21 protein-coding genes, 1 pseudogene and 1 riboswitch are annotated in these 26,252 nt (G+C 49.1%); of the genes and pseudogenes, 3 read left to right on the top strand and 19 right to left on the bottom strand.

The features are described 5' to 3' along the window. Nucleotides 1–3 precede the first annotated feature (3 nt). Nucleotides 4–837: an ABC transporter permease gene (locus tag L0M14_RS02595; protein WP_311198820.1), complete on the bottom strand. Its 834-nt coding sequence runs from the start codon at nt 835–837 to the stop codon at nt 4–6. Then, entirely contained in the window at nt 812–2,035 is a 1,224-nt protein-coding gene (locus tag L0M14_RS02590) for a quaternary amine ABC transporter ATP-binding protein (protein ID WP_235120532.1), read from the bottom strand. The genes L0M14_RS02595 and L0M14_RS02590 overlap by 26 nt, the downstream gene beginning before the upstream one ends. 230 nt (nt 2,036–2,265) lie before the next feature. Between L0M14_RS02590 and L0M14_RS02585 the strand changes: the two genes are divergently transcribed. Next, nucleotides 2,266–2,832, top strand: coding sequence for a GbsR/MarR family transcriptional regulator (locus L0M14_RS02585; RefSeq protein WP_235120531.1), 567 nt, complete (start codon nt 2,266–2,268; stop codon nt 2,830–2,832). A 4-nt stretch (nt 2,833–2,836) separates the two neighbouring features. Here L0M14_RS02585 and L0M14_RS02580 read toward each other — a convergent pair whose 3' ends face one another. From L0M14_RS02580 to infC, 7 genes are all read right to left on the bottom strand, one after another. Further along, on the bottom strand, nt 2,837–4,369 hold the full coding sequence (locus L0M14_RS02580; RefSeq protein WP_235122787.1) for a glycine betaine uptake BCCT transporter: 1,533 nt from the start codon (nt 4,367–4,369) through the stop codon (nt 2,837–2,839). Nucleotides 4,370–4,449: 80 nt separating this feature from the next. Beyond that, nucleotides 4,450–7,011 carry a TPM domain-containing protein gene (locus tag L0M14_RS02575; RefSeq protein ID WP_235120530.1) on the bottom strand — a complete coding sequence of 854 codons (2,562 nt, stop codon included), beginning with the start codon at nt 7,009–7,011 and terminating at the stop codon, nt 4,450–4,452. 95 nt (nt 7,012–7,106) lie between these two features. Further along, nucleotides 7,107–7,601 (bottom strand): hypothetical protein, encoded by a 495-nt coding sequence (locus tag L0M14_RS02570; protein WP_235120529.1) that lies wholly within the window; start codon nt 7,599–7,601, stop codon nt 7,107–7,109. Between the two features lie 164 nt (nt 7,602–7,765). Continuing rightward, nucleotides 7,766–10,141: a putative bifunctional diguanylate cyclase/phosphodiesterase gene (locus L0M14_RS02565; RefSeq protein WP_235120528.1), complete on the bottom strand. Its 2,376-nt coding sequence runs from the start codon at nt 10,139–10,141 to the stop codon at nt 7,766–7,768. Between the two features lie 80 nt (nt 10,142–10,221). Then, nucleotides 10,222–10,310, bottom strand: a riboswitch (cyclic di-GMP riboswitch). 93 nt (nt 10,311–10,403) lie between these two features. After that, nucleotides 10,404–11,939, bottom strand: a complete 1,536-nt coding sequence (locus L0M14_RS02560) for an MFS transporter (protein WP_235120527.1) — start codon at nt 11,937–11,939, stop codon at nt 10,404–10,406. A gap of 22 nt (nt 11,940–11,961) precedes the next feature. Next, on the bottom strand, nt 11,962–12,495 hold the full coding sequence (locus L0M14_RS02555) for a PadR family transcriptional regulator (protein WP_235120526.1): 534 nt from the start codon (nt 12,493–12,495) through the stop codon (nt 11,962–11,964). A 209-nt stretch (nt 12,496–12,704) separates the two neighbouring features. Next, nucleotides 12,705–13,190 carry a translation initiation factor IF-3 gene (gene infC / locus L0M14_RS02550; RefSeq protein ID WP_235120525.1) on the bottom strand — a complete coding sequence of 162 codons (486 nt, stop codon included), beginning with the start codon at nt 13,188–13,190 and terminating at the stop codon, nt 12,705–12,707. A gap of 83 nt (nt 13,191–13,273) precedes the next feature. Between infC and L0M14_RS02545 the strand changes: the two genes are divergently transcribed. Further along, nucleotides 13,274–13,585 (top strand): hypothetical protein, encoded by a 312-nt coding sequence (locus L0M14_RS02545; RefSeq protein ID WP_235120524.1) that lies wholly within the window; start codon nt 13,274–13,276, stop codon nt 13,583–13,585. 368 nt (nt 13,586–13,953) lie between these two features. On the opposite strand, the gene L0M14_RS02540 is transcribed toward L0M14_RS02545, so the two are convergent. From L0M14_RS02540 to L0M14_RS02515, 6 genes and pseudogenes are all read right to left on the bottom strand, one after another. Then, nucleotides 13,954–14,964, bottom strand: a complete 1,011-nt coding sequence (locus L0M14_RS02540; protein WP_235120523.1) for an LLM class flavin-dependent oxidoreductase — start codon at nt 14,962–14,964, stop codon at nt 13,954–13,956. A gap of 185 nt (nt 14,965–15,149) precedes the next feature. Next, nucleotides 15,150–16,889, bottom strand: a complete 1,740-nt coding sequence (locus L0M14_RS02535; protein WP_235120522.1) for a hypothetical protein — start codon at nt 16,887–16,889, stop codon at nt 15,150–15,152. Between the two features lie 30 nt (nt 16,890–16,919). Then, nucleotides 16,920–18,440, bottom strand: coding sequence for a DHA2 family efflux MFS transporter permease subunit (locus L0M14_RS02530; protein ID WP_235120521.1), 1,521 nt, complete (start codon nt 18,438–18,440; stop codon nt 16,920–16,922). Between the two features lie 101 nt (nt 18,441–18,541). Next, a complete protein-coding gene (locus L0M14_RS02525; protein WP_235120520.1) occupies nt 18,542–19,855 on the bottom strand; it encodes an efflux RND transporter periplasmic adaptor subunit in 1,314 nt (437 codons plus the stop codon). Nucleotides 19,856–19,866: 11 nt separating this feature from the next. After that, a pseudogene (locus L0M14_RS02520) lies at nt 19,867–20,525 on the bottom strand (HlyD family secretion protein). Continuing rightward, nucleotides 20,522–20,956, bottom strand: a complete 435-nt coding sequence (locus L0M14_RS02515) for a MarR family winged helix-turn-helix transcriptional regulator (protein WP_235122786.1) — start codon at nt 20,954–20,956, stop codon at nt 20,522–20,524. Before L0M14_RS02515 ends, L0M14_RS02520 begins: the two are co-directional and overlap by 4 nt. 410 nt (nt 20,957–21,366) lie before the next feature. On the opposite strand from L0M14_RS02515, the gene L0M14_RS02510 reads away from it, so the two are divergent. After that, entirely contained in the window at nt 21,367–22,305 is a 939-nt protein-coding gene (locus tag L0M14_RS02510; RefSeq protein WP_235120519.1) for a copper amine oxidase N-terminal domain-containing protein, read from the top strand. Between the two features lie 114 nt (nt 22,306–22,419). On the opposite strand, the gene L0M14_RS02505 is transcribed toward L0M14_RS02510, so the two are convergent. The 4 genes from L0M14_RS02505 to L0M14_RS02490 all read right to left on the bottom strand — a co-directional run bounded on the left by L0M14_RS02505 (nt 22,420) and on the right by L0M14_RS02490 (nt 26,250). Next, nucleotides 22,420–23,802 carry an MFS transporter gene (locus L0M14_RS02505; protein ID WP_235120518.1) on the bottom strand — a complete coding sequence of 461 codons (1,383 nt, stop codon included), beginning with the start codon at nt 23,800–23,802 and terminating at the stop codon, nt 22,420–22,422. A 97-nt stretch (nt 23,803–23,899) separates the two neighbouring features. Next, entirely contained in the window at nt 23,900–24,571 is a 672-nt protein-coding gene (locus L0M14_RS02500; RefSeq protein ID WP_235120517.1) for a phosphatase PAP2 family protein, read from the bottom strand. Between the two features lie 25 nt (nt 24,572–24,596). Continuing rightward, nucleotides 24,597–25,256 (bottom strand): TVP38/TMEM64 family protein, encoded by a 660-nt coding sequence (locus L0M14_RS02495; protein ID WP_235120516.1) that lies wholly within the window; start codon nt 25,254–25,256, stop codon nt 24,597–24,599. 142 nt (nt 25,257–25,398) lie between these two features. After that, nucleotides 25,399–26,250, bottom strand: a complete 852-nt coding sequence (locus L0M14_RS02490; RefSeq protein WP_235122785.1) for a sugar phosphate isomerase/epimerase family protein — start codon at nt 26,248–26,250, stop codon at nt 25,399–25,401. Nucleotides 26,251–26,252: the final 2 nt, after the last annotated feature.

Below are 26,252 nucleotides of genomic sequence, written 5' to 3'. Positions count from 1 at the left end.
AATTTATGCGCTCCTTTTCTTCTTCATAATATGTTGTGTCGTTCGATCGAGCAGAATGGCAAGTACAACGATACTTAGCCCCGCTTCAAAGCCCTGACCTGTTTTAATCTGCGTAACCGACCTGTACACGTCCGCGCCGATGCCCTGCGCGCCGATCATTGAGGCAATGACCACCATGGACAAAGCAAGCATAATGGTTTGGTTAATGCCGGCCATCATCGATGGCAGTGCAAGTGGAAGCTGCAGCTTGAAGAGCTTCTGCGATTGCGTCGAGCCGAATGCATTCGCTGCTTCGACCAAATCCTCCGGAACCTGGCGGATTCCCAAGTTCGTGAGGCGAATCGTTGGCGGAACGGCAAAGATTACGGAAGCGATGACCCCCGGTACGACGCCGAGTCCGAAGAACGTTACCGCCGGGATCAGGTAGACGAATGCAGGCATGGTCTGCATGAAATCCAGTAAAGGCGTAATGATATTCCGCGCCTTGTCGCTTTGTGCGCACCAAACACCAATCGGAATACCGATTAGGATCGACACCAGCGCAGAGGTCATCACAAGCGCCAATGTATCCATCGTATTATCCCAGTACCCCAGGTTGTCGATGAGCAGCAATCCTACGAACGTAAAGATCGCGAAGGACCACTTTCCCAAGTAATAGGCTAACGCCGTAAATAAGATAATGAGTACGAGTGCGGGCAGTAAGTGAAAGAGAAACGAGAACCCTCCCACGATACCTTCAATACAAGCGGATATAATGGAAAACAACACGGTGAAATGACTTTCAAGTCCATCAACAAAGCTTTCAACCCATTCATCCAGTGGCAGCTTCGGTATCATGTTCACTCACCTCCTCTTTATGCACAGGCTGTCCGGCAAGCGCCCCGAGCACAGCTCCGCGTACAATTACGCCGAGAATGCGCCCATTCTCATCCACCACACCTACCGGATATTTGGACGTGCCGCAAATTTCAAACAGTTCATGCAGAAGTCTCTCCGGCGCGACCGTCGGAACGTCCCGAATCACAATATCCTCGAGTGTTTTCCCCGATTTCATTGCTTCTGAAGCATCCTCCGCCGTGATGACACCCAGCAGCTTCTTCCCTCTGTCCACGACGAACAGATTGGAAATACCGTTCTCCCTCATGAGCTGAAGGGCTACACGTGGTCCGCGGTCAAGACCGACGGTTTCAGGTCGTCTCATCACTGACGTAGCGGTCAGCACCTTGGACAGGTTGACATCCTCCACAAATCTCTCCACGTATTCGTTAGCCGGATTCATCAGAATCTCTTCCGGTGTTCCAATCTGTACCACACTGCCGTCCTTCATCAGTGCGATCCGATCTCCGATCCGCAGCGCCTCATCCAAATCATGCGTGATGAAAATGATCGTTTTTCTCATCTTTTCCTGCAGTTCCAGCAGTTCATCCTGCATATCCTTACGGATAAGCGGATCTAGCGCACTGAACGCCTCGTCCATCAGCAGGATATCAGGATCGTTCGCAAGCGCTCTAGCCAGACCTACCCGCTGCTGCATGCCACCGCTTAGGCGAGCCGGACTGCTGTCCGCCCAATCCTTAAGTCCAACTAGCTCCAGAGCCTCCATGGCCTTAGAACGTCTTTCTTTCTTGTCTCTGCCCTGGATCTCCAAGCCATATTCAACATTCTCGATTACAGATCTATGCGGAAATAAAGCAAATTTCTGAAACACCATGCTGATATTCTCTCTGCGAACCTTGCGAAGCTCTTCTGCGTTCATGCTGACAATGTCTTGCTCATGAATCAAGATGCGTCCGCGGGTTGGTTCGATCAGTCTGTTCAGCAATCGGACTAACGTCGATTTACCGCTGCCGGATAACCCCATAATGACAAATATTTCGCCAGGCTCTACGGAAAAGCTGACCTCGTTAACGCCTACTGTATGTTTGGTCTCCCGAAAGATCTGCTCCTTCGATTTCTGCTCAGACAAGAGAGGAAATACAGACTCCGGGTCAGGGCCAAAAATCTTGGTCACCTGCTGCACATCAATAATCGCCATACGCTCACTCCTTTCTGTCTGCATTAACCTTGCTACGCTATCTAGTGTAAAGAAAGGAAACACGAAATGTCAACACAATTTTCCGTTTAAACCGTTTGTACAGAAAAAACTGTACGTAATGTCTGTGATATCTCTTTTATTCTCCTTCATGCTTTCTTATGACTTCCTTTACTTTATGAACATTGTTTCTTACAATAGCGTTGTAACTATAAGGGTAGGTGATTCTAACTATGGAACACGCAGAAGGTCTGGGCTCCGAGCAGGAGCTTGTCATACAAAAGGCGCGCAAGCGCATCATTGAATCCATCGGTAAGAACATGGATTTATATGGTATCACGCAATCAACAGGCCATTTGTACGGTCTTCTTTTCTTTCAGAACAAGCCCATGACACTGGATGAAATGGGAGAAGCGATGGAAATGAGTAAAACCAGCATGAGCACGGCTGTGCGTACGCTGGTTGATTTGAAGATGGTCCATAAAGTTTGGGAAAAAGGTTCCAGGAAGGATCTGTACGAGGTGGAGATGGACTGGTTCCAGACCTTCGCCGACTACTTCTCTCTGAAGTGGCGCAAGGCGCTGGAAATTAATTTGAGCAGTCTGCGTAAATCACGGACAGAGCTCACGAATCTGCTAAAGCAGTATGCCGATGACTCTTCCCTGCAGTCCGTTCTGAACACGGATTTGGAGAAAGTTGACGAAGCCATCCGATACTACTCTTGGCTGGACCGGCTGATCGAAACCTTCGAATCAGGCGATATTTTCAAGCTCGTGCCTAAAGAGGATTCACAGGGCTGATTACTTAGGTTTCGGGATATTCCCTCAGCAAAGCGTCGAGCTTTTTCATCCTTTTGACGTCCTTCGCTTTGAGCGCTCTCGCGTCCTCACGCAAGGATACAAGCAGTGACACACACATCCCGATGATAATCAGGGCAAAAGGAACGGCCGTCACGATCGACGCTGTCTGCAAACCGCTCAATCCGCCGCTGAGCAGCAAGACCACAGCAATTGCGGACTGCAAAATCCCCCAAATGATTTTTACTTTGTTGGATGGATTCGGATTTCCTTGTGTAGACAGCATACCAAGCACAAAGGTCGCCGAGTCTGCCGAGGTCACAAAAAAGATCGTAATCAGCAGCGTAGCGATGGCTGCAACCCATACACCGAGCGGTAACTGATCCAAGGTCAGGAACAAGGCAGAGGTTACATCCTGCTTCGCGGCCGCTGCCACCGGAACATGCTCAAACAGCTCCAGATGAAGCCCCGTTCCGCCGAATACCGAAAACCAGACAAATCCGAAAAGACTCGGCACCAGTAATACACCGAGCACGAATTCCTTAATCGTTCTTCCTTTGGATACGCGGGCAATGAAGGTCCCTACAAACGGAGCCCATGCGATCCACCATGCCCAGTAAAATAAGGTCCAGGTTCCGACCCATGTATTTTGGGTAAAAGGCGTCAGCCGTAAGCTCATGTATACGAGATTCTGCAAATAACTTCCGACTGTCACTGTCAAAGTGTCCAGAATAAACGAGGTCGGGCCTACGACCAGCACAAAGAGCATAAGCAGCACGGCAACCATCAGATTCGTGTTGCTTAGGATTCGTATGCCTTTATCCAAGCCTGTGGTTGCAGACAGCAAAAACAACACGGTCACTACGGCAATGATAATGACCTGAACCGTAGGACCAACCGATATCCCCAGCAAATGATTGAGCCCGCCATTAATCTGCATGGCTCCTAACCTAAGTGAGGTCGCCACGCCAAATGCCGTTGCGATGATTGCCAGTGTATCGATAATTTTACCGATAACCCCTTCCGTAAGGTCTCCGAGTATCGGCGAGAAGACCGCGCTGATCAAGCCCTTCTTCCCCTTGCGAAATTGGAAGTAGGCCAGAGCCAAGGATACGGTCGAATACACAGCCCATGGGTGCAGGCCCCAATGAAAGAACGAATACCGCATTGCGATCCGCGCAGAATCTATACTAGAACCGGGCACTCCCTCAGGCGGCACCAAATAATGAGACAAGGGTTCAGCCACTCCCCAAAAGACAAGCCCTATCCCCATTCCTGCACTGAATAGCATCGCAAACCAGGAAAGGGTCGAGTACTCAGGTTCGTCATCATCTTCCCCAAGCTTAATTCGCCCATACTTACTGAAGGCAAGAAAAAAGGAAAAGACTAGAAACCCAAATGTGGACAGCAAGAAGAACCAGCCAAAATTACGGATGGAAAAAGCAAAGATTAGCGAAGCCGTATCCGCCAGCTGATTGGGCGCGAAGGCTCCTAGAAGAACGAACAGCACAATAATGACTAGCGACAACCCAAGCACCATAATAAGAAATCCCCCTACAGAATGGTTATACAGATACTGTTTACCATCCGGGGAGATAAGATTCATCATAAGTTCAATTGCTACCAATTCGATCCGCCTGACGAGTTGCCCGATGAATCACTGCCTGATGAGCTTGTGCTGCCGCTATCCCATGAGGAGCCGCCCGAGGATTGGCTTTGCTGCATTCGCTGCTGCTCCTCTTGTCTTCTTCGCTCTTCTTCCCGCTCGGCATCCAGCACTCTCTGATAATCACGTTCCATTTGATCTACGATCTCGCCCACAATGGCAAGCTGTGTGACAGCTTCCGCATACAGACCTCTTGCCATCAAGGATTCCGCTTCCTGCGAAATTTGATCATAACTACCTGTGTAATGTCCTCGGTGAATTCGCGAGCCTGCTCGAGCATGCATCGAATGAAATCGGGAAGCGGCCTCGCGCATGCGCTGCTCTGCAGCATGCTTCTCCTCAATCTTCCTTTTGACAGAGCTGCTAAATGTATTAACCCGGCTTTCATGCGCTTCTAACAGGCTCTCCATTTCATCCAAATGATAGGGACTTCGGGAGAGCAGCCTGCTCAAGCTCCCTTCTGCTTCCTCAATCGCGAGCTTCGTCTGTTCCCAATCGGCATACATGATTAACGATTCCCTGCGGATCGATGACAAAGCCTGTTGGTACGTACCCTGCCCACGGCTGAACTGACCTCTTGCCCTCTCAAGACGTTCATCAAGCACACGGAACGATTCTCTCATTGCTTGAGCAATACGGTCCGCTTCATTCAGCTTGGTTGTCAAATCATCCAGTCCGCGCCTAGCCTGCTCAAATTCCTGAACCTCGTCATGTGTCAAATGAAGGATGCGCGGAAGTCCCTCGCGCGCTTCATCTATATGTCCTCGTGCCCGTTCCCATTCTACTGCCAACTCTGTCAAGTGATGCTCCCGGAATGATTCACGAATACGCTCCAATTCTTTGTCGATATGCTGAATCTCCGCTGTGAATGCATGCAGCCTTTCCTGCATACGATCTGCATCTTCTTGATTTTGCCGCTTTAACTCAGCTTGCCGCTCAGCAATCGCAACCGCTTGCTCCAAGAGATTATCGGCTTCCTGAGCAAGTCTGACGACTTGACGCATAGCCCCCTTCTGAAGCTCGGCGTACATAGCTTCCATCTGTTCGCTTGCACGTTCCAGCAGCGCATAGGGATTCAACCTCAGAATCGCCTTCTCAATCTGACGCGTGAGCGCAATGTGCCTGATTCTTTCGCGGCGCACAGCAGCTAAACCCGGAAAATCGGAGTAAGCGGCCAGGTAGCGGGGAATCGAGCTCACCCCGTCCGAAGCCTCCTCGAAGGCCTCCTTCGCTTGAAACGCAATTCGCTCCGATTCAAGCGGATCGAACAACTGAAGACGGTCGGCTTCCCCGACCAGCTCTTTGAGCTTCTCTATATCTTCGATAAGTGCGCTCAATGGAAACGCAGTCTCCTTAAGAGCTCCTTCTAGCTGCATGACCAGCCTAGGCATCCCGTCGTTCAGATCACCCATAGCTTTCTTGCTCTGCTCATCGGCTTCCTCGATACGCTGAACGCCTTCTTTGATGGATCGTGCCGCTTCCTCCATCCTTCCCAGACCAGCCGCGTAATGGTCGTAAGCTCGATTGAGCCGATCAAAGCGCAGCAAGAATATGTTCGTGCCTGTCATTTCCGTCATCGTTTCATTCAAACGAACGATCCATTCCGTGATCTCTTTGTCGAGCGATTGAACCCTTTGCTCCGTAGCACCTTGTACCAAACCTGCATATTTTTGAAGCTGATCATGGCTATGATGAATGTTGAGCATAAGTGCCGAATATTGGTTATACAGCTTCTTGAGCCGATTCTTTTTCAACCAACCGACCATAAACAGCACAGCCAAAGCCATACCTGCTAGTATGACCAACAGCACATACATGCCTCCTCCGGAAAGACCGGGTTGACCCTGCGAGCCCACATCCTGCCCCATATCGATGCGGTCTACCGCAGGAGGCACAGTGGGAGTAATACGGGTATCCGGAACAGGCTGCATAGATGGAGCGACAGGAACCGTTTCATGAGCTGGGGTCTGCGGCGCAGGCTGAACGGTCTGAACGGAAGCGGAAGCCGTTGGGGCAGTGCTTGCACTTGCAGGCACCTGGGACGACAACTGCTCCAATTGCTGCATTAACGTGAGCACACCGTCAGCAAATTTTCCTTCCTTCGCCAAGGGAATGAACGTTTGATCTATAAAGTGACTTATCGCTGTCGAGCCGGATCCCCCAGCACCCGAATTAGCATCCAACTGCTTTTGCAGCGAAGCATTGTTGAAATTCATCTCAACACGGTGCTCCTGCTTGGATATAAGCAGCAGAATGTCACTTTGCCGCAGCTTCCAGCTGTTATACACATCGGTTGCGTAAGCAGCGGAGTCAGCACCTTCCAAGCTGTCAATCGTAAGCACATAGAAGGTGTGCGGGTTTCCCTGGTCGGCTTTCTCAATGGCTGCGATTTCATCCTGGGTAAACATGCCTGCCAAATCCTGCACCAATCCCTGTTTGTCAATGCTTGGAGCCGCTTCAGCGATTTGTATGCACAACAACCAGCATACAAATAGTAAGACTATCATTCTTTTCATCTACTCAGCCCCATTCTTTTTCCAATTACGTGTTGTTACGCAGGATCCCTCGATGCGTTTCGCATCTATCATACAGCCTTCAAAAGCCTGAAGCCTTAAGATCCAATTTCATATAAATTAATAAGAAGCCAATCCGGCGTAAAATCTCGGGACAGCAGCCAAACCTCGGTAAAGTGCCCCCTTGGCAGCTGAAGCCTCTCCTTTCTTCGCAGCACATCGGACATGCCGTACACCAGGGATAAGTTGCGGATTAGTAACGCACAAGGATAGTCATGCGAATAATCGACATACTTCTTCTCCTTGCTCACGACCCGTTCATTGATCACATCAATAAACTGATTCAGTACCTCTGCTTTGGGCAGCGCTAGCTCCGAACGCGACATCAGAAGACGAGCCTCCTCCGTGTCGTAGAACAAATGCGTAACCTCAAGCCCTTTCCGGTTCTGGTTCGCATCCTCGAGAATTGCATCGGGCTTCTCCTGCTGCCGGAGCAGACGGGTAGGTATCTTGTGATTGAAATTGTAAAGCTCTACAAAAATATCAATGGCTGATTGTTCAAGCGCCTTTTTATCCGCTTCGTGTCTGTTCATAGGTCTCCCTCATCTACCGGTATAAGCCTACATACATGTATCACCCCTGAATCCGTGAAAATGAATAAATCTTTTAAGGATTCAGGGTACCCCTATGTTACCACAATTTGGTTGTCCGAAAAAACCAAAGAAGCCGTCCATTTCGACAGCTTCCTGCTCTAGTATTATGCTCCCATCCGCTTGGATCCAGATAGAAAATGGATCAAATCCTTCGCTGGAAGAGGACGGCTGATATAATAGCCTTGGATTTCGTCGCAACCAAGTCCTTGCAGCATTTCCCACTGCTCCTGCTCCTCTACGCCTTCAGCCACCACTCTTTTGCCGAGTGAATGGGACATCGCGATAATGGCATGAATGATTGCCTTATCATTCTCAGAACCTAGCATATCTTTGACAAAGGATCTATCAATCTTGATCGAATGCACCGACAATCGCTTAAGAAGTGCTAACGAGGAATATCCGGTGCCAAAATCGTCAATCGAAAGCTTCACTCCCAGATTCATAATCTCCTGACAAATGTTCATGACATGCTCGCTGTCATACATCGCCGTATTCTCTGTGATTTCCAAGCATAGCAGATGAGGCTCAATTCCTGTTCTCTCCAAGGTTTCCGCTAGCCTGCCAGAGAAGTGGACATCCAGGAACTGTTTGGCCGACAGGTTGATCGACATCGAAATCGGCGCCATGCCGGACTGAAGCCAGTGCTGAAGCTGTTGACATGCTGTATCCAGCACCCAATATCCAATCTCCACGATAATACCGGATTCTTCTGCAAGCGGAATAAATTCATTCGGCGGTACGAAGCCTACGTCGGGCCGGTTCCATCGGATCAAAGCTTCTACTCCGATCACAGTACCGGATCGAACGTCGATTTGCGGTTGATAATGAAGGACGAATTCCCCTTCCTCGAGCCCTTTGCGAACTCCCAGATTCATCAGATGACGATCCTGCTCCTCATGATGCAGAGAAGCTTCGTACAAAGCAAACTGATTTCGTCCCAACTTCTTGGCCTGATACATCGCAATATCCGCAAATTGAAGCAGCTCATCCGGACTTTCGCCATGCTCGGGAAAACAGCAGATTCCCATGCTGGAGGTCATGTAAAACGATTGCTCTTCATAGCTAAACGGAATTTTGAAGCCCATCAAAATTTGCCGGGCCAGCTCCGCAATTTGCTCCCGATCTACAAGTCCGGGCACAATCAAAGCGAATTCATCTCCGCCCAGTCGGGCTACCGTGACATCCCTCGGTGTCAGAGCAAGCAGCTGTTCCGCCACCTTCTTTAATATAAAATCACCAACAACATGCCCTTGAGTATCATTGATTTGCTTAAATTCGTCCAGATCGAGCAGCATGACAGCAAAAGGAGTGCGCTTACATCCTGTCAGATGGCGCACGAGCTGGCGATGAAAGTATTCTCGGTTCACAAGCCCCGTCAATTTATCATGATAAGAGATATACATGACCTGCTCCTCCGCCTCTTTGGCTGAGGTCACATCCAGTAACACCACATACTGCAAAACTTCATCCTGTGATTCAATAAACTGGCTCTCCGCTTTTACATATTTTTTTACGCCTGAGCGGGTCAGTATCATGAAGTCCCCACGAATGACAGCTCCTTTTTCCAGTGGATGGTCATAAGAGCGCGCCTGTTCCAAGGAATACGGAAACATAAATTCTTCAATCTGCTGAGACAGAAGCTCATTAGGAGCCATCTGCAGCAGGTTTGCACCCTGCGGGTTGATATCTTTGATGAATCCGTCCGCATCAATCGTGATCATCGACAACGGCGACAACTCATATAGCGCTTTATATTTCCGCTCGATGGAAGGCAACAAATCATATTTGACCATGGCTTTTCTTAAAAAGTAAGTGAAAATCAATATGGCATAGCTTCCAAACTCCGGAACATTGACCGAATCCGGCAAAAAGGATGGCCTTTTGTTCAGGGTGAACGGAATTGCCCATGCACTGGCATATAGCACGCCTAGAAGCAGAGTTCGCATTTGTTTTCTTTTTACATTCAAATCGAACTTCTTCACATGTCTAAAACCGCTAGCAACGAATACCGTACATACAACAATCGTGTAGAAACCGCTGCCTAAAGTCATGATGTTTAACACGAGGCTAGGGTGCTGATAGCGCCATAGGCCGCTTTCGGTAAAGGTAACGGAAATCCAATCAACCGGAATAAACAGCAGCACCGCCGGGACCATAGGAGCATAGCAAAGAGCGGTATACAGGCTCTTGGACATCGTTAGATAGCGGCCTGATATCCCCTTACAAAAGTGAAGCGCCAGACACATTAATACATATGAAGACAAATAATATACCTTCAGCACCAGATGTACGGCGTACGATATCGGGACCATGCTGAATAAAAAGTTTGAGATAAAAAATAGCAGGGTGGTAAAGAAAAATAGCGCGGCTACACGGTTTAGTTCATTACCGGGGTCCCGCCTGTAGACCTCAAGTGTCATGTAAAATAACAAGAATATCGGAATTACATAGAGTAGTATGGACACTAAGTAAGCGGTCATGCTGCTGCACCTCATTATCTTGTTATTCCATCCTAGACAAAAAAAGAAACCTTGCTTTAAGGTTCCTTTAATTGGCCTAAAGCGGGAACTGGCTGGCATACGGGAATGAGCCCGTGTAGCCCCTATAGCTTTGCGTCCTTGACTTTCATCAAGTTTGCCTTTATCTCTTTAAGAATTGTATATGTTTTCACAAAAACGTTAGGTCTTATTTCCTAGTTATTTTATATCATAATCCTCCAAAATCCGTCAATAAGATCCTGAATTAGGCAAGGTCCGATACAACCGTTTGTTTGGCCGATTGTGCTTGTGCAGCAGGATCTACATATCGTAATGGTCCGGCAATAAAAGCTGCGAGGAGACCTACTGCTCCGAACACCATCGGCAGGATAAAGCCATGATTGATAGCGGTACCGAGAGAATCGCGGATGAAATTCAGCATTTCTGCAGGAATCGCATGATTTGCCCGAATCAGCTGCTCCGGATTGGCTATCTCGGCTATTTTCTCCACGGGGATATGGTGCGACTCAGCACCCGCTTGAATCAAGCTTTGATAATCATTATTCACTATCGTAGCCATGATAGAGGCTCCCAGCACACCTCCAATATTGCGCCAGAATCCGACAATCGAGGAGCTGACTCCGATATATTTGCGTTCTACACTCATCGCCACCGCATTTTGGGCTACGCTCATCAGCGGCCCCACGGCTCCAACCCCCAGGATCACCATCAGCACAATCATGTACCACTTGGAAGCATCGTGACTGACTATGCTTAGCAAATAACTGACAACAATTCCTGCTGCCATACTAAAGGCAATAACAGCTCGGAAGCTAAAAAATCTCTGGAAAAATCCGAACAAAACCGCGCCTACCATTAAGGAAAACATCATTGGCGTCAGGAGTCCATTCGAATTAGCCTGCCCAAGCACAGCAGTAGAAAAGATCGGCAAGTAGGCAATTGCGGAGAACATGATAGCACCTTGGCAAAGACAAGCTAACACAATCGCGACTACCATACGATTTTTGAACAAAGGAAGCGGCAGCACCGGCTCTTGGGCTTTGCGTTCCACCTGCACGAACAAATAGCCTACCACCACAGCCGCTCCCATCATGGCTATGATCGGCCAGGAGCCCCAAGCAAACTTCTTGCCTCCCCACTCCAGCGCCAGCATGAAGGAAACCGTAGAGACGATGAGCAGCAGTGTCCCCAAATAGTCGATCTTCGGGCGATGCTCCGAACGAGATTCTTGCAGCGTCAGCAATAAAGTTATAAACGACAGAATACCGAGCGGCAAATTTACGTAAAAGCACCATCGCCAACCCCAATGCTCCGCCAAAAACGTTCCGATCTGCGGTCCGGCAACAGAAGATAGGCCGAAGATTGCTGCAAACACACCAGACAGCTTGGCTGCCTGTTTGGGATCGGAGAAGATCGTATAAATAATGGTGAAGCTGATCGGCAGCAGCGCGCCCGAACCTACCCCTTGAATCGCACGGAACACGATTAATTGAGTCATATCCTGAGCCATCCCGCAGAGAGCGGACCCAAGAAGAAAGACGGTAATACCAATCAAATAGAACAGCTTCCTCCCGAACATATCCGACAGCTTACCGAATACGAGCATGGTGCTCGTCGCTGCCAGCATATAAGCCGTAAAGACCCAGCTTATTCTGTCAAACCCGTTAATATCGCTAATAATGTGGCTAATTGCCGCCGATGTGATCGTATTATCTAATGAAGACATCAGCAGACCAAGCGCCATAGCCAGGACAATAAACCCTGCCCGTTTGTTATTCATAAATGTGAAACCTCCTTATTGTTTATTGGTTATCGGCTTCCTTTGCAAGAACCCGTTTGTATCCCTCCTGCAGACTGAGCAATGTAGCCTCCACCTGCGCAAGACCGATTCGAATGCAGATTTCCTGAGTAACGGACATCCCCGGTTTATAGCGCTTATAATCCTCTCTCAGCTTGTGCAGCTCCGCTTCTTGCTCCTGGATGCCGAGCTCAAGCCACTCCTTAATCTGATCAGCTTCTGTATACTCTCCGAAGAACATTCGCATCATAAAGTCCGATTTCAATTCATTCGGTGTAATCGGACTTGCGATATAAGCAGCAAATCTTCTCTTGCCTTCCTCCGTAATGGTAAACACATTCTTATTCGGCTTCCCTTCTTGGATAATGCTTTCCTTGCTGATCAGACCTTCCTTTTCCATCTTGGCTAGCGTGGGGTAGATCGTGCCAAAGCTGGCATTGTAGAAGTATGAGAAAATCGTCTCAAATAACTGCTTAATGTCATACCCGGATAGCTTGCGCTTCATCAAGACACCAAGAATTACATCCTGACTGTTCATGCTGAATCCTCCCTGTTTGTGCGATCATTTCTTGTTCTATACATAAATTACCACAATCCATATATCGATTCAACATATATCAGTTATTTATAGGTTAATAATTTGTTTATTTGTCCAATATGCAAAAAAACGTGCCCAAGACCACGAGGCTTACTCTGCCTCTTGAGCTTTAGCACGTTAGGTACGTGAATGTATGTCACCGCCACGAATTATTGCGGATCCACAAGCACAGCCGCTTGCTTACCGCTAAGCTGTATGCCTGTTCTCGGGCTGCCTGCGTGCTTCAAATCGCGTAATAGCGATTCCAAGAGCGCCTTTGCCTGAGCGCCTTCTTTGCCTTGAATGCGAACAACAAACTGAATGGCATCCCCCGCACGCAAAATGCGCTCAGCCTGCTGACGTTTGGTCTCCAGGTCATGGTCCTCGATATGAGGAGTCAAACGGAGCTCCTTGACTTTGGCGCCTTGTTCCTGCTTCCTTGCTTTTTGCTTGTCCTGCAGCGCCTCCTGCTTAGCCTTACTGGCTCCAACGAGCTTGCAGGGCGGCGGACTGCTCATCAGCGAGGTGCAGACCAGATCCACTTTTAGCTGCTTCGCTAAGGCTAGTGCCTCATCCCGGGACATCATACCCAAGTCCTCGCCATTCACCCCAGTAAGCTGCACCTCGGATGCTTTAATTTTTTCGTTCTTAATCATTGAGATTTCCCCTGTTCTTTCGATATAATCGCTTACGAAGAGCGTTTGACCTATGCGTAACTTGAAGGAGATGCCCACCTACCATGAGCCAAAAAGAGCTGGAAGAACAAATTATACGCAACTACCAACGTGACGAACAAATGATGATCCTCGTCTTCGCCCAATGGTGCATCAACCATGACCTTGACCCAGCCGCGCTGTACCGCCGCGCCCATCCTGAGCAGCAGGATAATCTTCCGCTGCAGCAAGCTCTCGACTTAACCGTACCTAAGGAGGAAGCCGGCGAGATCGCCGACGATACGCTGCTCGGAGTACTGTCCCTGTTCGGCAACGAGGAGCTAGCTTTCGTCGTAACGGAAGAAATCGGCAAGCGAAGCAAACGGGACAAGGGCTAGGGGCTGCACAGCAAATGTAATCACCAGACGCAGCTTTATGCCAGCAGCTATGGTACGGCCCAGTGGCCAGACGATCCTCATGTATCGTTTACAGCAAAGAGCCTGCCCTCTCTGGATGGAGAGGGCAGAGTTTGTTGACCAAGCAGGGTCCATTACGAGCTTCAGTAGCTTTTCTCCGATTGTGTTTGACATTTTGTTATTCGATTGAAATACAAGCTTCTACGGTGATAACCAAACTGTCAAAGGCAACCGCTACGCTTCTCCGAAAACTACTGAGCTCTTCACTTCCGCTTTATCAACAGTCTGTTGCCCTCTCTGGATGGAGAGGGCATTTTACCATTTAATCTTTTAAACAGATGCTCTCACTCTTACGTGAGCTGAAAGGCAGAAGCTAGCAACTCATAAGAACGCATGCGGGAGCCGAAATCATGCCCCGCCGCCACAACCATCAACTCACCCACCCCGTAATCCGCTGCAAGTAGCGCCATTTGCTCCTTCACCTGATCAGGAGCGCCCACAATCATCCGCTTCCGATTATCTTGGACTCGCGAGAGGTCCCATTCGGTGTAGGAGTACGCCTCCACATCCCCAGGAGACGGAACACCTGTGAACCTCCCCTTCTCAATCATCAGGAGCTGCAAATCGAGCGTGCGCGCCTGCCGATCCGCTTCTTCCCACGTCGGCGCACAGATCACATAGACGCCGACCATTGCCTGCGGCACGACGTTCAGCTGGGACGGGCGGAACGCGCTCTTGTAGCTGCGCACGACCTGCTGGCCTCCCGCCCCATTGATAAAGTGCGCGAAGCAGAACGCTGCGCCGTTCTGCGCTGCGTACACACCGCTCTGCCCGCTGGAGCCGAGCAGCCATAGCTGGGGCACCGTCCCGACCAAAGGGGTCGCTCGGATGCCCTCCAGCGGATGTCCCGGTTCCACCGAATCGGTGAGGAACCGGATCAAATCCTCGACTTGCCCCGGGAACCGGTCAAGTCCCTTGAACACATTCGCGCTCCCGCCCTGGAGCGCGCTAGCCGTGTGCGGCGTGCCGCCAGGCGCACGCCCGACGCCGAGGTCGATGCGGCCTGGGTACAGCGCATCGAGCACACGAAAGTTCTCAGCGACCTTGTAGGCGCTGTAGTGCGGCAGCAGCACACCTCCGGAGCCCAGCCGGATGCGCTGCGTCTTGGCGGCGAGCGTCGAGATCAGCACCTCCGGCGAGGAGCCTGCCAGCCCCTGCGAGTTATGGTGCTCCGACACCCAGAATCGCGTGTACCCCAGCCGGTCGGCCGCCTGTGCGAGTCTGACGGTGTTATGCAAAGCTTCTGTATGTGAAGAGCCGGCTGGCACCGGCGATTGATCAAGAACGCTAAGCTTAAGCATGGAATCCCCTCTTTCTCCCCATCCAAAGATGGTATGTCAAGTATAACCCGCCTCCCCGCAAAGAAAAAGGACCTGCCGGTAAAGGCATAGTCCTGAATGAATGTTTCCAAGTAAAAGGGACGCCAAGAGGGCGTGCTCCTCTGATCTGTGTACCTAGCTGCGAACGAACGGTATAGGTAGAGCTTTTATTTCAATGTAGTAATCAAGCGTTCAGCATCGCCTGTAGCTGTGCTGATTGTTTCGTAGACATTGACGGATACTCCAGATTGGATTTGATCCATTGTTAAGTTGCTGAAAGTCAATGTCTGTCTGCCGTTCACCAAGCGGTCCGTTCCTGTAAAGCCGAAAGATTTGGACCCCAGGATGCTTCCCGAGCTGTCCACAAGCTCAAATTTCAGTTTCGAGAAATTGTTGTCCACGATGGTTTTCAGATCGCGGGTCAAATCAAGATTCAACTGTAATTTATAAATATAATTTACGGAAACCGTTTGACCTGGAGCTGTAATCTGCGACAAGAAATAATCCTTGATGTCCATTGTATAAGGGAACAGTGAGATGCTGTGACGATCATCATCACCCTGAACAGCGACCTTATAAGAAGCTATGGTTGATTTCAAAGCCGTAGAACCTGCTTGCGCAGAAGCGCCTTGAATCACATTTTGAATGTTCATGGTAAACGTATCGCTATCCTCGGAAACCGGAAGCACGAAGGCATAGCTCACTACAGCGGAGGTTCCTGGAGCTACGCTTTGCTGAGCGTCTTTTTGTCTTTCTCCGTTGTAATCGTAGCCTGTTGGACTCGACAGCTGCGCTTGGAAGCCGGGAACCGGAATTGGGCTTACTCCATTGTTTGTGATCTTAAACTTGGCAAACGCCAGCTTACTTCCCTGGTCCGCGTTATCTGTCACATGAAGCTCTGTCATCGCGATAGCAAGGTCTTGATTGATGACATCGTTCCATTTTTCAAAGGCAATCGGCGTGCCGTATTGATAGCTGACCTCGGCTTGGGTCTTAGCACCAGAAAGCTGGATATTCAGTTTGCCGATGCTGAATGTTTGAGCGTCGTCTTCACCTTGCTCATACGTCTCTGGCGTCAATACGTTCAGACTTTCCAGCACCGTATCCATCTCTGCGTTAATCACAAAGTGAACGTACTTCTTTTCACCTGGCTCTAATGAAACGCTATCTGTTTCAACCATTTTACCAACATATACGTTGGTGCTGCTCTTACCATCGATCTCCAACGCAGGGACGGTTTCCTTCTGCTCGGACGGGTTCTCTACCAGCAATTTCACGGTATAAGCCGCTCCTTGGTTGGTATTGCTTCTGCTGATGTCTACAGGCTGATAAGTCAGCGGAGACTCCAGTGTAGGCACCGTAAATGCCTCTCCCCATGCCTTGACAGCTGCAGGGTCTGCAAACTCAGAGCGGCTTCCGCTCCATACATATGAGCCTACAGGCACGGTAAACAGTGGCGTTTCTTGCTTCGGATAAACATCGTAGTTCACGTCAACCAGTGACAGATCCGTGACCGAGACCTCTGTCGTACGTTTCACAACCTTCATATAAGTCAGCTCGACTTCCGAGTCGGGCTGCACGCCGTGAGCGTTGCTTTCGCTTGCACGGAGCGTATACACGATTCCGTCACTTGTCTTCAGACGAAGCTCGTGGTCCGGAATACGGAGCGTTTGTCCGCTTGTGTTGCTTACGCGAATAACAGCTCCCAGACGAACACCGGAGGATGTTTTTTCATTGTAGACACCCTCTACCGTAACGTGGAGGCTATCATTCAAATCGTACACAGCCGAGGCGACTGCAACAGGCGCCGAGCTTACCTCATCAGCCCAAGCGGCAGGTACTGCGGACATGAGCAGCGAGGAAGACAGGAGAGCAGTCATTGCAACTTGTTTGAGCTTAATTTTCATGATTATATATCCTTCCTTCATTCAGCTTAGTTACATTTCAACCATCACATGATGCTGGGCATCGGAGCTATCCTTCTGCGCAGCTTGGGACTTCTTCTGACGTAAGAACAGAACAAGAATAATAGAGATAAAAGCAGGTATGGCCGATATAACAAGTGTATCTGTAATCGCTCGAGTAAGAGCTTCTTTTGACATTAGACCGTACAGCACTCCAATGACGCCGCTTGCCGCAGAGCCGGAATCTGTTCCCAACTCCATATAACGATGCACAACATTCGTCTGAAAATCGGCGTATGCCGGGGAGTTACTGGATATGAGCTCGTTAAAACGGGCTCCGTATTGCGAAGATTTGTTACTCATAATACTTGTCAGCGTAGCGATACCCAGTGAAGCCATAACGTTACGTACCACGTTGGATACGGATGAGGCTCTACCGATCATATGGTTAGGCAAGGTATTCATACCTGCCGATGACAATGGCATCATGCAAAGACCGATTCCAATACCGCGAATCACGAGCAAACCGCTGATCCAATGCGTTGGCGTCTGTTGGGTCAATACGTGCAGCTCCAGCGTTGTGAGCCCGATAATCGCAAGCCCTACAACACCTAAAGGGACAACCCCATATTTAGAGACAAGCTTCCCTGTTATCGGCATCATGAAGGCCATCGCAATAGACTGCGGCATCATGACAAGTCCTGTCTGCATCGGCGTCAATCCACCAACACTCTGCATGAAGATAGGCATTAAATAGATACCGCCCTGCATGCAAATCATGACAAAGCTCGAAGCAGCTGTACTAATGGAAAACACACTATTTTTGAACAGCCTGAAATCCATGATCGGGTTTTCTTTACCAAGCTCCACCCACAGAAGAAGAATGAAACTGAAAAACGAAATAAAGAACAAACTAACAATATAAAATGAAGTCCATCCGTCCGTTTGACCGTCTGTCAAAGCAAGCAGGAGCGTGCCGAATACGATCATGGAAAGGATACTTCCCGCAAAGTCGAACTTGAGTCCTGTCCGTCTAGGCGTTTCTTTCAAAATAATAAATCCTAAAGCAACCGCCAAAATTCCAATGGGTACATTGATATAGAACAGATAACGCCAGCTAAAATTATCCACCAAGTAACCGCTGAGGGTCGGGCCCATCGCAGGAGCCGCCATAGCGGAAATTCCCCAGATCCCCATGGCTACCTGAATTTTGCTTCTCGGCATAATTTGATACAGCATCGCCATACCGACCGGCATGATGAAACCGCCGCCGACACCCTGCACAATACGAAAAATGATAAGACTCGTATCGCTCCAAGCAATACCGCACAAGATGGATCCAATAATAAAAGCAACGATGGTCGTTAGAAATGTCGTTTTATACCCGAAGCGGTCGGATAAGAATCCGCCCATGGGAACAACGACCGCCGACGCCAACATATAACCGGTAACAACCCATTCGATATCGGTTTGCGAGGAACCGAATACCGCCATCAGCTTGGGAAGCGCAACGTTCATCAAGCTGTTGTCGAGGATGGCAAGAAACGTGCCCATAATTAGGACTATGAGGGCGAGCCATTGATAGCCGGTAATCTTCTCTTCTTGACCTTCAACAGGAGGGAAGCTGCTTCCGCTGCCATGCTTAATTCCCCCTTTTACTCGGCATGAACTTTCGTGCCGTCTGCAAGCTTATCGCTTGGATTGATGACGATTTTGTCATTTGCCTGAAGATTGCCTTCACCTTTTACATACAACCAATCTTGATTCTTCTCTTCGGTTTGCAGTTCAACAGGATGAACCGTTTCTCCGCTCAATTTATAGACGATGGATTTACCGTCTTTTTGTATAACCGCCGATTTAGGAATTTCCAGTCGAGACTGGCCGTTTCCGCCAAACGCGACATTCGCTACTGCACCTGCATGTAGAAGGCCGTCTGCATTGCTAACCGTCAATTTGACCGGGAATGTATTGTTGTTCGTGTCGGATACAGGGCTCACAAAGGAAATCGTGCCTTCGAACGTTTTGTCAGGAATACTTGGAACATTCACAACAGCCTTAGCGCCTTGCTGAATGCTGTTCACCATGTCCTCTGGAACGCTGACCTCTACCTTAACTTGATCCATACTTACTACCGTCAATAGAGGAGCTCCCGCCTGAGCCATTTCGCCGGCATTAACATTCTTCTTCACGATAATACCGTCAATAGGAGAAACAACAGCAGCATTATTCACCGTGTTTTGAGCTAGGTCCACGGCTGCTTGCGTACGTTCAACATCCGCTTTTAATGCTTCCAGCGTATTGGATGTAGCTCCTGCTTTCAGCAAACTAAGCTTCGCTTGCGCTGCAGCCAGTTGAGCATTAGCTCCTTGCTGCTGGGATACGGCTGTATCATAAGCGGCCTTCGCCTTCTCATAATCCAGTGTTACTTTGTCGAGCTCATCCTCGGTCACATCGCCTTGATCATAAAAATTCCTGGCGTGATTGTAGCTTTTGGTCACCAGATCCAGCGCCGCTTGCGCCTGATTCACACCGGCAGAAGCTGTTACTGTTGCCGATTTGGCCTGCTCTACGGCAGCTTGTGCAGCTTGCAAATCCTGCGTACGTGCTCCCGCTTCCGTATCCGCCAGCTTCGCTTGGGATGCCGTTAAGCCTGCTTGCGCCTGCTCCAGCTGCTTGGAGTAATCATCTGTCTCAAGCTGCACCAGCACGTCACCTTTCTTGACCTTGGCACCTTCCTCTACGTTAACAGAGGCGATTTTGCCGCTGATCTTGGATACAACTTGAACCGTTTGGTCAGCCGCTAGCTTCCCGCTTGCGCCGGCCGCCGATGTGCTTCCCAGCGTAATGACTTTTACATTTTGAGAATCAGATGAAGCAGCATTCGTAGGGGCGCTTCCGCAGCCGCTGACCATCATCATCGATCCTGCAAGTACTGCTACAGATAAAACTACGTTCAGATGTTTTTTCATAGGTGCTCACCTTACTCCCCTTTGATATGGATTTTAATTTCAGCATTCATACCGGGAGCCAGATCGAATCCCTGATGATCGTCGATGGAAACTTTCACATTCATGCGTTGAGTGACCTTCGTAAAGTTGCCGCTAGAGCTTGTTGTTGGCAGCAAGGAGAAGGTAGAAGCTGTTGCCTCACCGATTTCATATACTTTACCGTGGAATTCCTGCCCGCCATATGTATCCAGCGTAAACGTGACCGGCTGACCGACCCTGATTTTCTTAATCTTCGTTTCTTCAATGTCTGCGGACACATAGACCGCGTTCTTATCTACGATCATGGCAACGGATTGACCCGGAGATACCACTTCGCCTACCTTAGCTGCAGTCTGGATGACTGTACCGCCGATTGAGCGCGCAGAGCCGCTTGATCCAGCAGGCTGTTAGACAGGTTCGTAATATCCTGTTGACCGACAATTTGGTCTGCTACGACGGTGTCGCCGACCTTCACGCCAAGTGAGTTGATTTTGCCCGAAATACGAGGCATAACTCGGTAAATATCCCCAGAAATACGGGCGTCATCCGTGCTTACATAGTTTGCGCCTTGATACCAGTAGTAGCCGCCGATTCCGGCTCCGGACGCCACCATGACGGCCAGAATAACAATCAAAATCAGTTTACGCTTCATTCCATTCCCTCCAGCTTTTTCTCTAAATGATCTTTAAAAGTAACTAAAATATCTTTACAAAGAGCGAATTGCTCTGGTGTAAATTTGTTGTCCAAACCCTCATAGAGTTCCTGATTAATCGACTCTAATCTGTCTTTCTTCATCCTTTGACACAGGTTGGTTGTGCTGATCCATACAATGCGTCTGTCTTCTTCATCCCTTTTCCGCTCTATAAGCCCATCCCGCTCGAGCCGGTCCACGATGCCTGACACCGTACTGTTACTCAATTGAACCGCCTTGGACAGTTCGCTGAGCTTCCTTGGTTCCTGCATAAATAATTCTCTCAAAATAAAGAGCTGCGGTCCCGTAAGCTCAACTTGCTGAAGTTCGCGATACAAGAAAGACATTCGAAGCTTGTGCAGCGACATGATAATTGCTGCAAGCTCTTTCACAGCCTCCAATCTAATCTCCCCTTCTTTCCCCTGACATCGGACTTGTTTCGCACGCTAACATTTCGCATACGAAACAATTTAACGTTCCTTATCATAGCACCATTCTGTATGGTTGGGAATACACCTTTGTGAAAAATCTGCAAACATTTTTGCAAAGAAGATCGTGAGGTAAATAAACAGAGGAAAGTAAAGTGCGGAGGATTCTTTTATTGTGAAACGGAGGAATTTGAGGTTTGTACAAGCAATAAGCGCTAATTTTCGTCATTTTAATCGAGATTGTTACCTATTTTTGATTATCTTTCGATAGGAAAGCAATAGTTCGCAACTTTTAAGTCATTGTTTCGTTTATACTTTTAGATCCAATAAAAGGCAATATAACCACTATTTTGTTTAAAGGAGTGCATGTAATTATGAAATTCAGAAAATCTTTGGTAATAAGCTTTGTCCTACTTTCCAGTTTATCTGGACATATCGCTATGGCTGAACAACTCGATAAGCCTACGATCTCTTACAATCAAGAGCTGCAAGATTGGGGGGATCATTCATATTTTGCAAATGATGATGTGTACGTACCTGCCCGCGCTTTTCTTGAAACAGCAGGTTATTCGATCGAGTGGAATGAAAGAGAGCGTTGTGTTATCGCAACAAAAGGAGATTTATTTAAAATTCAAGCGTATATCGACACGAACATTTTGGAGATAAACGGATTACATGGTTTAGTTACTTTTGAAAATTCGCTTGAGATGCACGATAATTCCCTATACATCCCATTAAAAAAGATGGCCAAAGTAACTGGTGCAAAACTGAATATGGACAAAGAAAACGTGACGATCATTCCTCTCGAAACCTTACTTCAGCCTTATTCGTTCGGCACAATGAAACAAACTATTAAATCACAAACAACCAACCTTAAGCTCAAATCTGAAAATCAGGAATCTTTAACGTATGAAGGTAATGTGTTTTCAGATATTCCGGGTACTATTACATATGAATTTCTAAATGACGAATTAAGAGATATCCATTTCATCATTGAGCCCCAATCTTCATCAGATACATATTTCCAAGATGTCTTCAGTGAATTACTTGCGGTTTACGGGGATCCTTCAACCTTAGATCCGCATTTTGTCCATACCTCGGACAGCACAATGATCGAGAGCTATAAAAAATCAGTTGAAGGAAAACCGTGGAAGGAAGTTTCAAAGAAGTACGAGCAGGGCTTCTGGGCCGGAGATTTATTCATCACTGCTAACTGGGAAAAACCGAGCGGAGAGAACATCTTGCTGTCGCTGCGCAACGATGAGGAGCATAATTCAGCTTTATTGGAGATAGATATACACAAGGTTCACTAAAATACATATAAAAAGAAGCAGCTGCCGCGGCATCCTGCTTCTTCTGATTTTTATTCATCTTAAACACTTACTACTTAGCCCCCGCTTCCTGACGGAGCCTTCCCACCGAAATGACTAAAGCCAAGACACAGACGGCGAGAGCCATCCAGAACACAAAATGAAGCGCCTCGACCATGAGAGCCGGGTCATTTCCTGCACCACCCCTAGCCGATGCAGTCTAGTCGAATATAGAGACACAGAAAGCGAAATGCCGAGCACCATGCCTATGTTGCGGACAAGCGCATTGAGGCCACCGGCCGTGCCCAGCTTGTGCTTTGGCGCCGAGCCCATGACACTGGAATTGTTAGGCGACTGGAACAGTCCCGTGCCCAGACCAAACAAAGCAAGATGCAAACCTACGATCCACGGGCTCTCTTGCGTCGTCAACGTATGCAGAAGACCGAATCCGACAGCATTGATAACGAGGCCTATCGTCGTCAGCATGTTGGAGCCGAATTTGTCCGAGAGCCACCCTGAGCAGGGAGCAATAACAGCCATCGTGAGCGGGTACATCATCATGATATAACCGGTATGCTCCGGTGAAAGACCCAGTACATTTTCCATATAGAAAGGCATCATGACATTGACGAAAAACATGGCGACAAAGCTAAGAAGCGCCGTCATATTCCCGACCCGGAATGCCCGAATCCGATACAGACTGAAATCCAGCATCGGATGCTCCACCTTATGCTCCCACCTGTAGAACCATACTAGGATAAAAACAGAAACCAGCAATCCTCCAAGCACGTACAGGGATGTCCACCCCCACTCGTTGGCGTTGGAAATCGTATACAGCAGCAGAAGCATGCCAACGATAAACAGGAAGGAGCCTGCGAAATCGAACGGTTTTCGACCGGATTGTACGTGATCCTTAGGCAGGCAAAAACGCCCGGCGATAAAAGCGATGATTCCAATAGGAATATTAATCCAGAAAATCGTAGGCCAGCCGAAACGGTCAACTAGAATTCCCCCGACTCCGGGTCCTGTCAGCGATCCGAGGGAGACCACCATGCCAACGATGCCAAGTGCCCTGCCGCGTGCCCCTTGTGAGAACACATCCGCCACAATTGCCTGGCTGTTGGACATCAGACAAGATGCCCCTATAGCCTGAATCACTCTGGAAATAATCAGAAAGCCAAGCGAATGTGACATTCCGCAAAGAGCCGAGCCTGCTGCAAACACGATGAATCCGTAATTGTACACCCTGCTTCTGCCTATTAAATCCGAGATTTTCCCCATAATGGGCAAGGTGGCGCATATGGCTAGTAAATAAGCCGTCAACACCCACTGTACCAAATGAATCGGAGCTTGAAGCTCGCCGGCCATGGTGGGCAGCGCCACGTTGGCGATGCTTCCGTCCAACGTGGCCATAAAGGTACCCAGAGAGACGTTAGCCAGCACAATCCAACGATTCGTCTCGACGGGCATTCCTGTGATTTTTGCATAGTCATTACTCATGTGTAGGCTCCTTAAGCTGCTTATATGAACATCTGTGTTACCACTTTCCGTGAAAAGATCATGGACTATAGAGACAGCCCGAACAGAATCGTTCCCTTCAACTCTTGCTTGCTTCTCGCCACTCTCTTCTGTGCCGAACCTCGCGGACGGCTAGAATGCAGCCTGTTAAACAGGCACCCCCTGCAATAAAGCCTGCCAGTACATCACTGGGATAATGCACACCCAGGTACACGCGGCTGCAGCCAATGCCTAGAATAAGAAGCATGGATACGATCGGGAGGATCCAGGCCCCACTCCAACGCTCTCTTAGGTTGACCCACAGTAGATATCCAACCAGACCGTAAAACAAGCTCGATACCATGGAGTGTCCGCTAGGAAAGCTAAATCCTTCCTCCTCGATCAGCCAGGTGCCGGCGGGCCGATCCCTCTCGATCCAGCCTTTAACCAGCGAATTGAGTCCCCACGTTCCCAGCACCCCAATAAAGAGAATCAGCGTCTCCCATCTGTGCCTAAACTTGAAATAAAGAACGGGTCCGATGATGAAAAACAAGATAAACTCGGTTACCCCTTCTCCCATGAGCGTAAATAGCTTAGCTATCCCCGTCATATGATCTCCTCTTGCAGACTGAATCAAAGCAGCTACTGACTGGTCTAGATTTTCCAGCCAGCTGGAAGACAAGCTCTGGGACAGCCACCCGAATATAAGAAGCATCAGCAGCGCCGCCGAGAGCCCCACCAACAAATCTCGATATATCCTTCTCTCCTGCACTAGCGATCCTCTCCCATGAACATAATTAATGGTGCGCATGCTGCCGCTGCTTTCGCTTGAAAGCGAAGGGAAGCACGGCAAATACCACATACAGCGCAATCGCTCCGTAAAATTTGCCTGAGCCGATATCCTGGAGCGACGCCCCGAACACGTTATACACGATCGCACCAGGGATGATACCAATGAGCGTAGCCCATGTATAGTCGGAGGCTCGGATCTTGGACAGCCCTGCGCCATAGCTGACCCCGTCAAAGGGAAAAAAAGGCATGAGCCGCATATACAGGACGACCATGAACCCGTTGTTCTCTGCCTTTTCATCAAAGGATTGCAGCTTTTTGCCGCGGATGATCCGCTGGAAGCCGCCTCTTCCCCACCTGCGTGTAAGATAAAAGGAGAGAATGGCTCCCGCACCCGCCCCGATAATGTCATATACCGTACCCCACAGTGCGCCGAAAGTGTAGCCTCCGAACAGCGTCAACGGTGTTGCGGGGAACAGCACCAACGGCCGTAAGGTATACGCCACAATATACAGCAAGCCTCCAATCCAGCCAAGCCCGCGCAGCCACTCAGAGAGCCCATTCATATTAATGTGACCTAAAACACCCGTATATTTAAGTACCAGCAAACAGCAAGCGGCCGCGACGAACCACGTAAGCAGCAGCCAGAATGGTTTGGAACTTGCCATCTTAAACCTCTCTCCAATCACACTTTGTCTGCCTTTCATCTTACACAAACTGGAAGGGCAATCGCAACAAGGCTCATGGCGCAGAAAAAAGAGAAGCCGACCCGCATACCCGGTCGCACTTCCCAGTTTTGTTCAACTTGTCTTATGACAGCCACTCTCTCACTTTAGCTGCAAAATTATGCAGCATTTCCCTAGAGTCAAATTGACCGCTGAAATCTTCAATACCCAGGTATCCGTCGTAACCAATCGCTTTCAAATCAACCAACAGCTCATGCCAGTTGACAATCCCTTCATCGATCGGTGCCCAATCGCTCGCCCACAATGTGATACCGCGGTCACTTTGGCCCGCAGGTGCCCAGCGCGCATTTTTCACATGCACATGAGCCAGATAGGGACCTAGCAATTCCAAGCCCATCCGGTGATTCTCGAAGCCTTCATGCACCATGTTACCGGCATCATGCAGCACGCCAATCCGTTCTGGGCTGAAGCCCGAAACCAGCCGATGAGCAAGACCGGCGCTCGGCGCTATCGTTTTATGATGGATTTCCACAAGGCCTTTGATTCCGTATTGCTGGGAAAGCTCTTCCACATGGTGTAAGTACTGCACAGCTCCCGCAAACAATTCATTATAGTTACTGCTGCCGTCGTAGGCCGGAACACCGACACGGATAAACCCGGCTCCCAGCTGCTTCGCCACTTGCATGACTCGTTCGGTGCCTGCTACATCACCGCAAGCTAAATAAGGGGTTACACTCAGCGTGCTCAGCTGATGGGCAGCGGCAGCCTGCTTGAACGGCTCCAATTCCTCATCGGAAAGCTTCGGATCGATCGAGCAGAGGTTGTTTCTCCAGAAGGAAGGCTTCTCATTGACCGCGTCCTCCGGAATATCCTTATATCGCCATTCGATGGCATCGATGCCCGCTGCTTTAGCAGCTTGAGCCATTTGATCCGGCGTCAAATCCGGAGTAGATACTGTAAATACTGACAATTTCATCG

It is taken from the genome of Paenibacillus hexagrammi, from assembly GCF_021513275.1.
Lineage (GTDB): Bacteria > Bacillota > Bacilli > Paenibacillales > NBRC-103111 > Paenibacillus_E > Paenibacillus_E hexagrammi.
This window is presented reverse-complemented; position numbering and strand designations above follow the sequence as displayed.

Excerpts from the sequence above, each read along its gene's own strand:
- L0M14_RS02585 (WP_235120531.1), top strand. The coding sequence starts at position 2,266 with ATGGAACACGCAGAAGGTCTGGGCTCCGAGCAGGAGCTTGTCATACAA.
- L0M14_RS02545 (WP_235120524.1), top strand. The coding sequence starts at position 13,274 with ATGAGCCAAAAAGAGCTGGAAGAACAAATTATACGCAACTACCAACGT.
- L0M14_RS02490 (WP_235122785.1), bottom strand. The coding sequence starts at position 26,250 with ATGAAATTGTCAGTATTTACAGTATCTACTCCGGATTTGACGCCGGAT.
- L0M14_RS02555 (WP_235120526.1), bottom strand. The coding sequence starts at position 12,495 with ATGAACAGTCAGGATGTAATTCTTGGTGTCTTGATGAAGCGCAAGCTA.
- L0M14_RS02525 (WP_235120520.1), bottom strand. The coding sequence starts at position 19,855 with ATGAAAAAACATCTGAACGTAGTTTTATCTGTAGCAGTACTTGCAGGA.
- L0M14_RS02580 (WP_235122787.1), bottom strand. The coding sequence starts at position 4,369 with ATGGTGCTTGGGTTGTCGCTAGTCATTATTGTGCTGTTCGTTCTTCTA.
- L0M14_RS02530 (WP_235120521.1), bottom strand. The coding sequence starts at position 18,440 with ATGGGCACGTTTCTTGCCATCCTCGACAACAGCTTGATGAACGTTGCG.
- L0M14_RS02565 (WP_235120528.1), bottom strand. The coding sequence starts at position 10,141 with ATGACCGCTTACTTAGTGTCCATACTACTCTATGTAATTCCGATATTC.
- L0M14_RS02560 (WP_235120527.1), bottom strand. The coding sequence starts at position 11,939 with ATGAATAACAAACGGGCAGGGTTTATTGTCCTGGCTATGGCGCTTGGT.
- L0M14_RS02595 (WP_311198820.1), bottom strand. The coding sequence starts at position 837 with ATGATACCGAAGCTGCCACTGGATGAATGGGTTGAAAGCTTTGTTGAT.
- infC (WP_235120525.1), bottom strand. The coding sequence starts at position 13,190 with ATGATTAAGAACGAAAAAATTAAAGCATCCGAGGTGCAGCTTACTGGG.
- L0M14_RS02505 (WP_235120518.1), bottom strand. The coding sequence starts at position 23,802 with ATGAGTAATGACTATGCAAAAATCACAGGAATGCCCGTCGAGACGAAT.
- L0M14_RS02590 (WP_235120532.1), bottom strand. The coding sequence starts at position 2,035 with ATGGCGATTATTGATGTGCAGCAGGTGACCAAGATTTTTGGCCCTGAC.
- L0M14_RS02495 (WP_235120516.1), bottom strand. The coding sequence starts at position 25,256 with ATGGCAAGTTCCAAACCATTCTGGCTGCTGCTTACGTGGTTCGTCGCG.
- L0M14_RS02570 (WP_235120529.1), bottom strand. The coding sequence starts at position 7,601 with ATGAACAGACACGAAGCGGATAAAAAGGCGCTTGAACAATCAGCCATT.
- L0M14_RS02540 (WP_235120523.1), bottom strand. The coding sequence starts at position 14,964 with ATGCTTAAGCTTAGCGTTCTTGATCAATCGCCGGTGCCAGCCGGCTCT.
- L0M14_RS02510 (WP_235120519.1), top strand. The coding sequence starts at position 21,367 with ATGAAATTCAGAAAATCTTTGGTAATAAGCTTTGTCCTACTTTCCAGT.
- L0M14_RS02575 (WP_235120530.1), bottom strand. The coding sequence starts at position 7,011 with ATGAAAAGAATGATAGTCTTACTATTTGTATGCTGGTTGTTGTGCATA.
- L0M14_RS02535 (WP_235120522.1), bottom strand. The coding sequence starts at position 16,889 with ATGAAAATTAAGCTCAAACAAGTTGCAATGACTGCTCTCCTGTCTTCC.